The sequence below is a fragment of the Streptococcus fermentans genome, from assembly GCF_040888305.1.
In the GTDB taxonomy this organism is placed as follows: domain Bacteria; phylum Bacillota; class Bacilli; order Lactobacillales; family Streptococcaceae; genus Streptococcus; species Streptococcus fermentans.
Genome location: NZ_JBFNFG010000004.1, coordinates 11,285 through 24,101, shown reverse-complemented (window position 1 = coordinate 24,101; position 12,817 = coordinate 11,285). Strand labels below are relative to the sequence as shown.

The 12,817-nt window shown below is 40.6% G+C and carries 13 protein-coding genes; all 13 read right to left on the bottom strand.

Annotated features, from left to right (window positions below):
* Positions 1–475 precede the first annotated feature (475 nt).
* The 13 genes from gltX to comGA all read right to left on the bottom strand — a co-directional run bounded on the left by gltX (position 476) and on the right by comGA (position 12,770).
* Entirely contained in the window at positions 476–1,936 is a 1,461-nt protein-coding gene (gltX, locus tag AB2B50_RS05130) for a glutamate--tRNA ligase (RefSeq protein ID WP_320692966.1), read from the bottom strand.
* Positions 1,937–2,066: 130 nt separating this feature from the next.
* Positions 2,067–3,416 (bottom strand): glucose-6-phosphate isomerase, encoded by a 1,350-nt coding sequence (locus AB2B50_RS05125; RefSeq protein ID WP_303943613.1) that lies wholly within the window; start codon positions 3,414–3,416, stop codon positions 2,067–2,069.
* 169 nt (positions 3,417–3,585) lie between these two features.
* Entirely contained in the window at positions 3,586–4,275 is a 690-nt protein-coding gene (locus AB2B50_RS05120; RefSeq protein ID WP_320692967.1) for a gamma-glutamyl-gamma-aminobutyrate hydrolase family protein, read from the bottom strand.
* 289 nt (positions 4,276–4,564) lie between these two features.
* Entirely contained in the window at positions 4,565–6,331 is a 1,767-nt protein-coding gene (locus AB2B50_RS09720; RefSeq protein ID WP_320692968.1) for an ABC transporter ATP-binding protein, read from the bottom strand.
* A 1-nt stretch (position 6,332) separates the two neighbouring features.
* The gene (locus AB2B50_RS05100) at positions 6,333–8,039 is read right to left on the bottom strand and encodes an ABC transporter ATP-binding protein (protein ID WP_320692969.1); all 1,707 of its coding nucleotides are present in this window, start codon (positions 8,037–8,039) and stop codon (positions 6,333–6,335) included.
* A gap of 189 nt (positions 8,040–8,228) precedes the next feature.
* Entirely contained in the window at positions 8,229–8,930 is a 702-nt protein-coding gene (locus tag AB2B50_RS05095) for a histidine phosphatase family protein (RefSeq protein WP_049529721.1), read from the bottom strand.
* A gap of 109 nt (positions 8,931–9,039) precedes the next feature.
* The gene (gene comGG, locus AB2B50_RS05090) at positions 9,040–9,477 is read right to left on the bottom strand and encodes a competence type IV pilus minor pilin ComGG (protein ID WP_049529720.1); all 438 of its coding nucleotides are present in this window, start codon (positions 9,475–9,477) and stop codon (positions 9,040–9,042) included.
* Entirely contained in the window at positions 9,455–9,916 is a 462-nt protein-coding gene (gene comGF, locus AB2B50_RS05085; RefSeq protein WP_049529719.1) for a competence type IV pilus minor pilin ComGF, read from the bottom strand. The genes comGG and comGF overlap by 23 nt, the downstream gene beginning before the upstream one ends.
* Positions 9,879–10,181: a competence type IV pilus minor pilin ComGE gene (comGE, locus tag AB2B50_RS05080; protein WP_049529718.1), complete on the bottom strand. Its 303-nt coding sequence runs from the start codon at positions 10,179–10,181 to the stop codon at positions 9,879–9,881. The genes comGF and comGE overlap by 38 nt, the downstream gene beginning before the upstream one ends.
* A complete protein-coding gene (comGD, locus tag AB2B50_RS05075; protein WP_148130249.1) occupies positions 10,144–10,578 on the bottom strand; it encodes a competence type IV pilus minor pilin ComGD in 435 nt (144 codons plus the stop codon). The genes comGE and comGD overlap by 38 nt, the downstream gene beginning before the upstream one ends.
* The gene (comGC, locus tag AB2B50_RS05070) at positions 10,541–10,864 is read right to left on the bottom strand and encodes a competence type IV pilus major pilin ComGC (RefSeq protein ID WP_320692970.1); all 324 of its coding nucleotides are present in this window, start codon (positions 10,862–10,864) and stop codon (positions 10,541–10,543) included. Before comGC ends, comGD begins: the two co-directional genes overlap by 38 nt.
* Positions 10,865–11,908, bottom strand: a complete 1,044-nt coding sequence (gene comGB / locus AB2B50_RS05065) for a competence type IV pilus assembly protein ComGB (RefSeq protein WP_080982622.1) — start codon at positions 11,906–11,908, stop codon at positions 10,865–10,867.
* On the bottom strand, positions 11,829–12,770 hold the full coding sequence (gene comGA, locus AB2B50_RS05060; protein WP_075227847.1) for a competence type IV pilus ATPase ComGA: 942 nt from the start codon (positions 12,768–12,770) through the stop codon (positions 11,829–11,831). The genes comGB and comGA overlap by 80 nt, the downstream gene beginning before the upstream one ends.
* Positions 12,771–12,817 lie beyond the last annotated feature (47 nt).

Genomic DNA, 12,817 nt, shown 5'->3' with positions numbered 1-12,817 from the left:
AAACCTTGCTTAACGCAAGGTAAACAGAGCAAGGTCGATTCCTTTCTATTCTCTGGAAAAGAAAGAGTAGATACACAGTTGCATATCAACTACGAATCGAAAACGAAGGCATCGTTATGGATGATAGTTGCATGAACTCATGAATTTCTTCCTGTGTCCAGCAAAACGCAAAGAAAAAATAAGTCGACTCAACAAACAACATAGACGATGTCTGGGCTAATTCGAGTCTGTTTGTAAAGAATTTTACCATATCACTGACTTCTTTCCCTTGCCCTGTCACTTAGTATTATACACTAAAACTTTTGCATTTTCAAATAAGTATATATAAAAATTGCTTTTTTTAAAAGGGATTCCTAAAAGTATCCTTTATCATACATTTAATAGATTTTTCTATGTTCATAAAAAAGAGAGAACCAGGTGATTCTCTCAGATTTTACTTCTACAAATATCTAGAACGAAATTTAATTTCGCCAGATTATTTCGCAATTTCAGCCAACATTTTTTCAATGTGTTGGATTGATTTTTCACGACCAAGCAAGTAAATAGTATCTGGTAATTCAGGACCATGCATTTCACCTGAAACGGCGATACGGATTGGCATGAAGAGGTTTTTCCCTTTGATACCTGTTTCTTTTTGGACTGCTTTGATTTGTGGGAAGATATTTTCTACCACAAACTCGTCATCTGACATAGCTTCAAGCTTAGCCTTGAAGGCTTCAAGTACCGTTGGCACAGTTTCACCAGCCATGACTTCTTTCTCAGCTTCGGTTAATTCTGGGAAGTCTGAGAAGAAGAGATCTGTCAATGGAACGATTTCATCCACTGATTTCATTTGTGGTTTGTAGAGTTCCACCAATTTCTCAGCCTTGTCTGTCAAACGTCCTGCTTCTTCAAGGAATGGTTTCGCCATTTCAAAAATAGTCTCAAGGTCTGCATTCTTGATATAGTCATTGCTCATCCAATCAAGTTTCTTCTGGTCGAAGGCTGCTGGAGACTTGCTGAGGCGGTTTTCATCAAAGAGCTTGATGAGTTCTTCACGAGAGAAGATTTCATCTTCCCCACCAGGATTCCAGCCAAGAAGAGCGATAAAGTTAAAGACTGCTTCTGGCAGGTAGCCCTTCTTACGGTAGTCTTCGATGAACTGAAGTGTATTAGTATCACGTTTAGACAACTTCTTACCAGTTTCAGAGTTGATGATCAAGGTCATGTGACCGAACTCTGGAGCTTCCCAACCAAGTGCTTCATAAACCATAAGCTGTTTTGGTGTGTTAGCAATGTGGTCGTCTCCACGAATGACGTGAGAGATTTGCATGTCGTGGTCATCGATCACAACGGCAAAGTTGTAAGTTGGGTAGCCATCTTTCTTTTGGATAACCCAGTCCCCACCGATATTGCCACCTTCAAATTCGATATCACCTTTGACCATATCATGCCACTTATAGATACCAGACTCATTAACTGCCAAACGAACCGTTGGGATAATACCTGCGGCTTCACGTTCTGCAACATAAGCTGCTTTTTCTTCCTCGCTCATACCAAGGTATTCGTTAATGTAACGAGGTGTTTCACCAGCTGCTTCTTGGCGTTCACGTTCAGCTGCCAACTCTTCTTCAGTGACGTAAGATTTGTAGGCTTTCCCTTCAGCAAGCAATTGGTCGATATATTTTTGATAGAGTTCCAAACGCTCTGATTGGCGGTAGTTTTCATGAGTTTCTGGACTTTCATCCCAATCCATGCCCAACCAACGAAGGTTTTCAAGCTGTGAACGTTCTCCGTCTTCGACATGACGTTTGCGGTCTGTGTCTTCGATACGGATGATAAAAGTTCCACCATGGTGGCGTGCATACAAGTAGTTAAACAATGCTGTACGGGCATTTCCGATGTGTAGTAGTCCTGTTGGACTTGGTGCATAACGCACACGAATATCTTTTGACATATCTTCTCCTATAAAGTCTCTAGGCGTCTGCCTTTTCCCTCTCTATATTATATCACAAGTCTTGCCAGAGTCCAATTTCTCTTTTCAAGAAAAAGCAAAAAGAGTGGTAAAACCACTCTTTTCAGCTCTATTATAGACGAGCGTTGAGTTCTTTGCTCAATTCTTCAAATCCTGGTTTACCAAGAAGGGCAAACATGTTGCGTTTGTAAGCTTCAACACCCGGTTGGTCAAATGGGTTGATAGCATTCAAGTAACCTGAAAGGGCGATTGCCAATTCGAAGAAGTAGATAGTGTAACCAAGAGTGAAGGCGTCTTGCTCAGGAAGAGTCACGTACATATTTGGTACATCACCGTCAGTGTGGGCAAGAAGAACACCATCAGTCGCTTTTTTGTTAACGAAGTCAACGTCTTTTCCTTGGAGGTAGCCAAGTCCGTCAAGGTCTTCTTCCAAAGTAGGGATGATCACATTCTTACGAGGTTTGTCAACGCGGACAACTGTTTCAAACATGATACGAGTTCCTTCTTGGATAAATTGACCCAATGAGTGCAAGTCTGTTGAGAAGTTAGCTGAAGTTGGGTAAATACCTTTTTGGTCTTTCCCTTCTGACTCACCAGCCAATTGTTTCCACCATTCTGAGAAGTATTGAAGAGATGGCTCGTAGTTTACCAAGATTTCAGTTGCATAACCTTTACGGTAAAGGATGTTACGAACAGCTGCATATTGGTAAGCTTCGTTTTCTGAAAGTTTGTCTGAAGTGTAGTCTTTACGGGCAGCATTCGCACCTTCCATAAGGGCTTTGATATCTGCACCTGATGCAGCGATTGGAAGCAATCCAACTGCTGTCAATACTGAGAAGCGTCCACCGATATCATCTGGAACTACAAAAGTTTCCCAACCGTTAGCATCTGCTTCAACCTTAACTGCACCTTTTTGGCGGTCAGTTGTTGCATAGATACGTTTGTTAGCTTCTTCTTGACCATATTTCTTGACCAAGAGTTCTTTGAAGACACGGAAAGCGATGGCTGGTTCAGTTGTTGTACCTGATTTAGAAATCACGTTCACTGAGAAGTCTTTATCTGCAACATACTCTACCAAGTCAGCAAGGTAAGTAGATGAGATTGAGTTTCCAGCGTAAAGGATTTGTGGCGCTTTGCGTTCTTCTTTGGTTTGCAAGTTTGCAAAGTGGTGGTTCAAGAAGTCAATAGCTGCTTTCGCACCAAGGTATGATCCACCGATACCAATCACGACCAAAACATCGCTGTCTTCTTTGATTTGTTCAGCAGCTTTCAAGATGCGGTCAAATTCTTCGCGGTCGTAGTTTTCAGGAAGGTCCAACCAACCCAAGAAGTCGCTACCAGCACCAGTTCCTTTACGGATCAATTCGTCTGCTGCTGTAACTTGTGCTTGCATGTATTCCACTTCATGTGGTGCAACAAATTTGTCTAATACTTTTGAATAATCAAATTTAATATGTGACATAGTATTCCTCCAAAATTTCTTCTTTTCTATCATAACGCTTACTAACAATTTTTTCAAGTTTTTATACTAAAAATTTCCAATTTTTATCACAATTCAAACGTTTGCGTAAAAACGCGACTCTATAAAAATTCGTAAGCGATGAATAAAAAAACGACTAGGTTTCTAGTCGTTACAATTCATTCAATAAATACTCAAATAACTCTAAATTTCCATCTTCTTCATTGACCAAGAATTCTGGATGCCACTGCAAGCCGATAATACGGTGTTCGTCAATGGATTCAATTGCTTCAACAGTTTGGTCACGTGGATCCACAGCCGTCACACGAAAATTTGGAGCTAAGTCTTTAATGCTCTGACGGTGGACTGAATTAACTTGACTTTCTTTACCAAATAATTTAGACACTACACTGCCATCCACTGTCTCAATAGAATGTGAAGTCCCAAAAGGTAGGCCTTGCCAATGACCTTCAATCTCCTGATTGAGCGTACCGCCAAAAGCAACGTTAACTAGCTGGACACCACGGCAAATGGCTAAAATTGGCTTATTCTGACGTAGGGCCTCTTGTAAAAGTGCCAACTCAAACTCATCTCGAGCTAGATTATAGTCATCGCTATCAATCGTTTTTTCCTCACCATAAAACTGAGGATGGACATTTTGTCCCCCAGTCAAGATAAGCTTGTCAATCATTTCTACATAATCACGAACAACCGACTTATCACCAACTGGAATCACCAAAGGAAGTCCGCCAACCTGACGAATACTCTCAGCGAATTTACAAGAGACTGATGAATGAATATTTTTTCCTTCTGCGTCCACAGGACATAGATTTGCTGCAACTCCAACAACCGTTCTTGCCATTACTGATTTCCTTTCGTTTTACATTGATAATCTTATCTTACCATCCTTCCCCACACCTGTCTAATATGTTTTTTTAAAGTCCGTGATAAATTTTTTTTATCAGAAAAAGTTGCCCAAAATTAGGACAACTTTTTTGCTTATACTCAATGAAAATCAAAGAGCAAACTAGGAAGCTAGCCGCAGGTTGCTCAAAACACAGTTTTGAGGTTGTGGATAGAACTGACGAAGTCAGTAACACATATACGGCAAGGGGACGCTGACGTGGTTTGAATTTGATTTTCGAAGAGTATTATTCAAAGACAAATTGATTATGGTACAGTTCGGAGTAAAAACCTCCAAGCTTGAGTAATTCGTGATGATTTCCTTGTTCGATAACCTCACCGTCCTTAAGGACAATAATCTGATCGGCATTGAGAATGGTTTTCAGGCGGTGAGCAATCACAAAACTAGTTCTTCCTGCCACAATAGCTTCCATGGCATTTTGAATCTTACTTTCTGTTACAGTATCAACGTTTGATGTTGCCTCATCCAAGATTAAGACCTGTGGATCTGTCATCAAGGTACGAGCGATGGAAATCAACTGTTTTTGACCGGTTGAGAAGACGCTCTGGTCATCATTAATCAAAGTATCATACTTATCTGGCAAGCTTTCGATGTAGTCATGGATGTGTGTAGCCTTAGCAGCTGCTTCGATCATCTCCTGACTAGCATCCGGTACACCGAATCGAATATTGTCTCGAATGGTTCCACTAAATAAAACAGAATCCTGTAGAACAATTCCTACCTTACTTCGCAAACTGTCTAAATCAAACTCACGAATATCTGTTCCATCAAAGCTGATACTACCTGCATCCACATCATAAAAACGATTGATTAAGTTCATGATAGTTGTTTTCCCTGAACCTGTCGGACCAACTACCGCAATCATTTTCCCTTTTGGAGCTGAGATGCTGACATCTTTCAAAATGGGTTTTCCTGGCAGGTAGGAGAAGTCTACGTTACGAATCTCCACACCCTCTTTTAATTCGTTAAAGATTGGAGCATCTTGAGGACGAATTTCTTCCTCTGCATCAAACATTTCTTGGATACGGTCCGCTCCTGTAAAGGCCAGTTGCAAACTTCCCCAGCTCGCTGCCAATTGGATAATGGGCTGATAATACTGTTGCGAAAACTGAGTAAACATGACAATCAAACCAAGTGCAGTTGCTGTCTCGATACTCTGATCATTCAATAATACAGCTGAACCGACAAAAATAACTACTGCTGTATTGACCAAGCTCATTCCGTTCATGACAGGAAAGAGAATTCCTGAAAACATTCTGCCCTTGAAAGTGGCCTTTCGAACCCGTTCATTTTGCTCAACAAAACCAGCAATCACATCTTCTTGGATACCTTGAACGATAACTGCTTTTTGTCCAGAGATACTCTCATCCATATAAGCATTGAGCTTCCCAACTTCCTTTTGTTGGAGGTTTGTATATTTCCGCGCTAGCTTCAGGATAAAGAACAACATGATAACAGCTATTGGAGTGCTGGCAATTGTGATTAAAGCCAAGGTGACATTTTTTGCGAACATGACAATCAGCAAGCCAATATAAAGGGCAATATTGGTCATGACAGACACAAGGCTTTCATTAAAAGCTTGGAGAATATTATCCAAATCACTAGTAAAACGTGACAGGATATCACCATCTTGATGGCGGTCAAAGAAAGAAACTGTCAAGCGAGAAAGCTTGCCAAAAAGTCCCTTACGCATCTCATTTGTAGATTCGGCAATAATGCGGCTCATCAAGACCATATAGATAAGACTAGAAACTACTAAAACGATTAAAATATAGGCAAGATTGAGCAGGAGTCCTAGGAGACTTTGCCAAACCATATCTGGATTTCCATTTTGATAGGCTATAACCAAATTAGCCAGCTCTGTGACTGTTTGACCTGCAAATACTGGAAAGAGGGCTTGGGCTACCGTTGCAATGATAATCATAGCAATGACAACGATAAAGGATATCTTGTAAACTTTAAAATAGTTCCAAAAAAATTCAAATGTCTTCATCCTACTCCTCCTTTCCTTTTTGCGTTTCATAAATTTCACGATAAACTGGGTTTGTTGCAACCAAGTCAGCATGCTTACCTTGACCAATCAAACGCCCTTGGTCAAGCACTAAAATTTTATCCGCATGCACAACAGAGCTAATCTTTTGCGCGATGATAATCGTAGTCGTCCCCTTCAAATCCTTGTTGAGGGCTTCTTGGACCAAACGTTCTGATTTGGCATCAAGGGCGGAGGTTGAATCATCGAAAATCAATATCTTAGGATTGCTGACAATCCCACGCGCAATGGACATTCTTTGTTTTTGTCCACCAGAAAAGTTAGTTCCACGTTCCTCAACCGGACTTTCAAAAGCCAATTCCATGCGACTAATAAATTCACTCGCTTGGGCAATACGAGCTGCGCGTTCCATTTCTGAAACTGTCGCATCTCCCTTTCCTTGTCTGAGATTATCTGCGATGGTTCCACTAAAGAGAATGGCTCTTTGTAGAACGATAGAGACTGTCTTGCGAAGTGTCCCTTCACTAACTGTACGAATGTCCTTTCCACCAATTTTGATCGAACCTTGCTGAGGATCAAACAGTCGTGGAATCAACTGAGCCAAGGTTGATTTACCTGCACCAGTTGCTCCGACAACCCCAACCATCTCACCAGCTGCAATATCGAAAGATACATCTTTTAGGATAGGTTCTTCATCATTTGGATAGGTGAAGGTTACATTTTCAAAACTGAGACTTCCTTCCAATTCTTCATCTTCCACATCCTTGAAAGTCATAGCCGGTTCTGTATCCAGGATTTCACGAATACGACGAAGGGAAATCATGGCACGAGTAACTGAATTCCCCAAAAATCCGACCATAACGATAGTAAAGATAATCTGACTCAGATAATTCACGAAGGAAGCAATGGAACCAACGACTGATGGATCTGACTCTGCCATACCTGCTACAAGCCAGATTGAGAGAAAAACAGCCCCGTAAGAAATCAACATCATTGCAGGTTGCATAACAGAAAAGGCATAACCGATATAAAGGTTTTCTCCCAATAATTCATCTGACACCTGCGTAAATTTATCAAACTGATCTTTTTCTCGGACAAAAGACTTAACCACGCGCACACCACGCAAATTTTCTTTAGCAATGGCATTGATACGCTCCAATAAGGTCTGGAATTTTGCAAAGCGTGGTCCCACCACTCCCATCATAAAACCCATTATGACAACAATCAGAACGACCATGAGAACTAGCACCCACCATAGAGAAGGTAGGGTGACAACTGCTAGAATAAAGGAACCGATAAACAAAAGTGGTAGTCGAAAGAGAATTTGGAAGGTCATCATGACTACGTTTTGAATCTGGTTGATGTCATTGGTCATACGAACAACAAGGTTCCCTGCGTTAAATTCCTCAATATTGGCGTATGAAAAAGTTTGAATCTTACGAAAGGCATCTTCCCGTAAGTCTGACGAGACTCCTTGAGCAATGTAGGCGGCTAACACAACATTGATGCCACCTGCAATCAAACCAATCAAGGCAACAAGGATTAACCAAAAACCAATATGATAAATAGCTTCATTATCACCTGTTAGCAGTGCCTCTAAAACTTTCTGCAAATAACGTGGTTGCAAGAGTGAACTCGTTACCATTAGACCTGTCATAATTAAGGAAGCTAGAGCCTGCCATTTATAGGCTTTTATTTTCTGAAACAGCATATTTCCCCCTTCTAAGATAGACAAAAGGGAACGACAACTCTGTCAGTCCCTTCTTATGCTTTCATGTTGATGCTATTCTAACAAAAAAGAATGCTATTGTCAAAGCACTCAGCTCTCAGAAGCTTGTGCAAGCACGACATTAGCATTCTATCAATCCTTTAAAAATTCTTCTAAATTTAGTGCTGAATTTTATTGTTCTGAACTAGCTTGCTCGTCTAGCTTAACTCGTCCAATTTCACGGTAGCTACGGTCGCCAACAATTTTGACCGAGAACTGACCATCTTGGTACTCGAGAATCGTCACACTTCCATTATCAAGGCCATGCGGATGCATGCCGTTGATTAAATAAACAATGGTTCCAATAGTCATTCCATGGCTGACTACGAGAGCATTCCCTCCCCCATTAGCTTCCATTTCCTTGGCAATGGCTTCAAAACCTTCCCAGATACGACCACTTAGTTTTTCCCAACCTTCAGCCCAACCTGCTGTGTCCACTTCTACCAAACCTTCAGCTAACTCTGCATAGGACAAACGATGCACATGATCTACATTAAAGATTCGAGGGATGATACCCATAAAAAGGTCTCCATCATAAGCACCATCAAAACTACCAAAGCACCATTCACGAATTCGCTTATCCATGCGATAAGGAATTTGCCCAGTCAAACCAAGTTCTTCAAGGATAATTCCCATTGTCTGAATGGTCCGCCCAGAATCGCTTGAATAAGCACGTTCAAAGGTTAAACCTGATTCCCGCAAACCAATCCCCAATTCATGAATACCTCGTTCTCCCTCAGCTGTTAGGGGAGTATCACTCCAACCTTGAGCACGACCGATTGTATTAAACATTGTTTTCCCATGACGTACTAGATACAATTTTACACTTGACATATTCCGTCCTCCATATGTATCTATTATAGCATGATTTCAGACAAAAACCTCGTCCTAACCCACTGAGTCCAACATCACCACTTAAACTAGATTCTACAAATCTGATAATCTATGTCTTGTCATTCTTAGATGATGCAACTTCAGATGTCTCGGTGGTCTCATTTTTTACCTGTTCTTCTTTTTTCTTCTCGCTTTCTTCTTTTGACTTTTTTTCTGTTTTCTTCGTCTTGTCGTCAGTCTTTTTCAAAGGAGAAAAGTGAAAATCAAACTGTTTTTTTCCGGTGTCAACAATCGCTGTAAATCCTTTTTGGTCATTACGATAAGTTGCCTTTCCTGCATCAAATGACTGCTGACCACTCTCAGAACTAGCTTTTTCATAGGTCCTCTTAGCCATTGCAAATGCAAGAAGTTTTTCTTTATTCAGTGCATAATCCTGATGATGAGCCACTTGTCGATTCAGATAAAACTGTAACAAGAGACTAAAAATTCCAGCAATAGTAATCGCGTAAAGGAGAACTCCAGCTCTAACTTTTTTCTTTTTCCACACGATAGATGAACTCCCTCTCTAGTCCCTTTTCAAACTGAAAATTAAAATGGACATTTTGCCCGTTTTGGTAAATATGAGCTGATTTCAGACCGTAAACCATCGGCTGGTAGCCACGTCCACTGGCATCTGTTTTTCGAAAATCATTTGACTTTGATTTCCCCATGGAAATGGGGTTCCCATCCTGTTTGAGGTAAAGTCTATCATTCTCTACTTTTTCAAATTGGGCTCGATTCAGCTCTGCTTCCAGCTGATCCACAAATAAGAGCCATTCTTTTTGCTCACTTTTCTGCTGGTAGCGAACTTCTGAAACCAATAGTTGGCTCATAGCTTGAAAGAGGAGCAAACTCCCACTAATCACAATAAGAGCAACCAGGGATTCTAAAAGTGTAAAAGCTCTGACTCTACTTATCTTGAATCGCCAGTAATTTTTCAGTTCCATGATACACCTCCAAACCTCGCTCATTCGATACAACATGAACTGTAAGCCCATTGACCGTCAACTGCTTTTGTCCAGTCTGCAAAGCCATACGAGCCACTCGCAAAACTTCTTCCTGTTCTAAGAGTCTTGCTTCCTGTCGTCTACTTTCTTGAATCTGCCCCAGCAAGAGGGTTGCAATACTGGCAAAAATAGCTAGTGAAATCACTGCCTCCAGTAAAATAACCGCCTTAATTTTTTGCTTCTTGAATACGTTTAATCTTTCCATTTCCTAGATATAGTTGGTAGCGAACTACTTCTTTCCTTGTTTGAAATCTCACACTTGCAAGAGACGAATTTCCTCCAGCCTTGTCAAAGGAAATTGATTGATTAGACTGCAATTGAATTCCTTTTGGAATGGCTAATTTCTGATAGCCATTTCCAATACTTCTCTCTTCCAAAATCAAGTTGATCTTCTGCTGACTAGCCAGACTTCGCTTCTGGGTTTCTCGATAAAGTTCCTCAAACTCCATAAAGAAAATCTGTTCTTCCACACACGCAAAAGTGGATTGAACTGAACTTGACAAACCCAGAGCTAACAAGCTGACTATCCCTAAGACCAATAGACTTTCTAGCATGGTAAAAGCCCTAATCCGCAACTGTTTGACTTGTCTTTTGTTTTGCATGGTATTCCTTATAGGCTTTTGCTTGCTCAGCAGTGATGCGTCCATCTGCCTCTAGTTTACTTAGACTAGCATCCTCATTTTTATCTAGAGTATAGAGTTCAGCTTGGCTTTCTACCACCTTGACGACTGCTGCTTTCCCCTTATCATTCACTGCATCCTTTTGCTTAGTTAGGTTTGGCACAAACAGTAAGAGTAGGACGCTAATGATGAGCAATACAACTAGCATTTCTACCAGTGTAAAAGCTTTTGCCTTGGCTTTCTTTAATTTCATCAACATTTTTTTCATCTAAAAATTTACCTCCATATTTTGATACATAGGCAGCAACATAGCTGCGTACAATAAAACGATTAGCAGAGCTACAAAAATAAAGACCAGGGGTTGAACTAAGTTCATAGTACGATTAACTCGAGTAAAGAAGGATTCCCACGTTTTTTCTGCATAGATTTCCAATTCGCTTCCCAACTTGGACTTGACCTCTCCATATTCAATGATTAGTCCCAACTCTCTTCTAAAAAAAGGATAATTCCGCACAACCATAGAAAATTCATGCCCATTTTGCAAGGACAGGGATAAATCATGTCCGATTTCCTTAAAAAGAGGATTTCCTTGCTCCTGCATCATCTGAAAAATCTGTGATAGCTCCAGACCTTGACCAATCATATTACCCCATTCTCGAGCATAATAGGCCGTCAGATAATACTGAACAAATACACCTAGAAAGGGAATTTTAGCTAGAAAAGAAAAGACTTGTATCTTCTTAGATTTTCTGTAAAATATCAGTCCTGTTAAAGATGCAAGACTTAGTGTTAGAGTAATCCCAAGAAAAATCTGTGGTAGATTGCTAATCACTAAGGTAGCTATGTTGCTACTATCCAGTTGAGGCAAGAGATAATTTCGCAAACCCATCATAATGAGCAGTAAGAAAGCTAGCAAAATAAGTGGGTAGGTCGCAACTTCAATTAACTTCTTCTTGACCTTAGCAAGATTATCCAAATATTCTTCAATTTTCCCCAAACTCAAATGGAGATTTCCATGAACTTCAGCCAATGAAAGTTGCGTGACAATCGCACTCGAGAAACCTAAATGACCCATCATTTCCGAAAAAGACTTTCCCTGCGCAAGTCCTAGTCGCATCTGCGATACATATTCCTTTTCCAACAAGAGACTTCTATCTAGAAAGGAAATGATTTCTACCAGATGAAAACCACTCGAAAATAAATTGTTAAAGAGAGTGATGATTTTCTTCTGCTTACTGGTAGCTAATTTTCTCCGTTTCAGCTTGAAGGGCAGTGATATGTCCTTCTTTAAGAAGCTGGTCAATTTGTCCATTCCACTTTTCTGCCTGGTGTTCTTGATAATTTCCATTTGCAACATCAATGATTCCTCCTCCTCCGATTAGTCTCTGGTAACAAACACCTTGTAAAACAACTGCAAGTTCATCTTCACTGACACCAAGTTCTAAGAGGCGCTCATAAACCCCACGAACACTCTTGGCATGGATTGTCGAGAATACCGTGACACCTGTCAGACTAGCTCGTACAACAGCACGGGCTGTTTCACTATCTCGAATTTCTCCAATGATTAAAAGATCTGGACGATGTCGTAGGGAAAGTTTTATCAAGTTTTCATAGCTCAGTCCGATAGCTTCATTGAGCTGTAATTGCAGCATCTCTTCCTGCTTAATTTCTACTGGGTCTTCAATAGACATGACTTGCTGTCCCTTGAACAATGACTTGGCTAATTCATGCATCAAAGTAGTTTTACCACTTCCTACGGGGCCTGCAAAAAGATAAAGCCCGCGTTGCCTAAAGCCCTTTTCCAGTTCCTTAAGGTCCTGAAACCAGAAGAGCAACTCTTGTTCTTGATCATGCAAAAGCCGGATAACTAGACTCTCATGACCACGATAATCTCCCACCGTCGATAAGCGTAATGAAGAAACCTTATCTCCATGCTGATAATCACAGGAACCAAGCTGACTACGGCGTTTTTCTCCAACGTTCATCCCCGCAATAAACTTAAAATGACTAATGACAGCCCCCAACTTTTCAAAGTCATAGGTGTTAATCAAATGTCTCTCATCTCCAACTCGCATATGTAGCTCGTAAATCTTTTCTTTAGGAATAAAATAGATGTCCTGAGCTCCCTGTTTTTTGGCCAGTGTAATCAATTCTTGTGCAAGTATTTGTACCATATCTTCCTCCTCATTCTTATTATTCGAAGAAAATATAAAAAAGAAGA

Coding starts and splice junctions, on each gene's coding strand:
- comGF (WP_049529719.1), bottom strand. CDS start 9,916: ATGGAACTGAAAAATTACTGGCGATTCAAGATAAGTAGAGTCAGAGCT.
- AB2B50_RS05125 (WP_303943613.1), bottom strand. CDS start 3,416: ATGTCACATATTAAATTTGATTATTCAAAAGTATTAGACAAATTTGTT.
- AB2B50_RS09720 (WP_320692968.1), bottom strand. CDS start 6,331: ATGAAGACATTTGAATTTTTTTGGAACTATTTTAAAGTTTACAAGATA.
- AB2B50_RS05100 (WP_320692969.1), bottom strand. CDS start 8,039: ATGCTGTTTCAGAAAATAAAAGCCTATAAATGGCAGGCTCTAGCTTCC.
- comGB (WP_080982622.1), bottom strand. CDS start 11,908: ATGGACAAATTGACCAGCTTCTTAAAGAAGGACATATCACTGCCCTTC.
- comGC (WP_320692970.1), bottom strand. CDS start 10,864: ATGAAAAAAATGTTGATGAAATTAAAGAAAGCCAAGGCAAAAGCTTTT.
- gltX (WP_320692966.1), bottom strand. CDS start 1,936: ATGTCAAAAGATATTCGTGTGCGTTATGCACCAAGTCCAACAGGACTA.
- comGA (WP_075227847.1), bottom strand. CDS start 12,770: ATGGTACAAATACTTGCACAAGAATTGATTACACTGGCCAAAAAACAG.
- comGD (WP_148130249.1), bottom strand. CDS start 10,578: ATGCAAAACAAAAGACAAGTCAAACAGTTGCGGATTAGGGCTTTTACC.
- AB2B50_RS05120 (WP_320692967.1), bottom strand. CDS start 4,275: ATGGCAAGAACGGTTGTTGGAGTTGCAGCAAATCTATGTCCTGTGGAC.
- AB2B50_RS05095 (WP_049529721.1), bottom strand. CDS start 8,930: ATGTCAAGTGTAAAATTGTATCTAGTACGTCATGGGAAAACAATGTTT.
- comGE (WP_049529718.1), bottom strand. CDS start 10,181: ATGGAAAGATTAAACGTATTCAAGAAGCAAAAAATTAAGGCGGTTATT.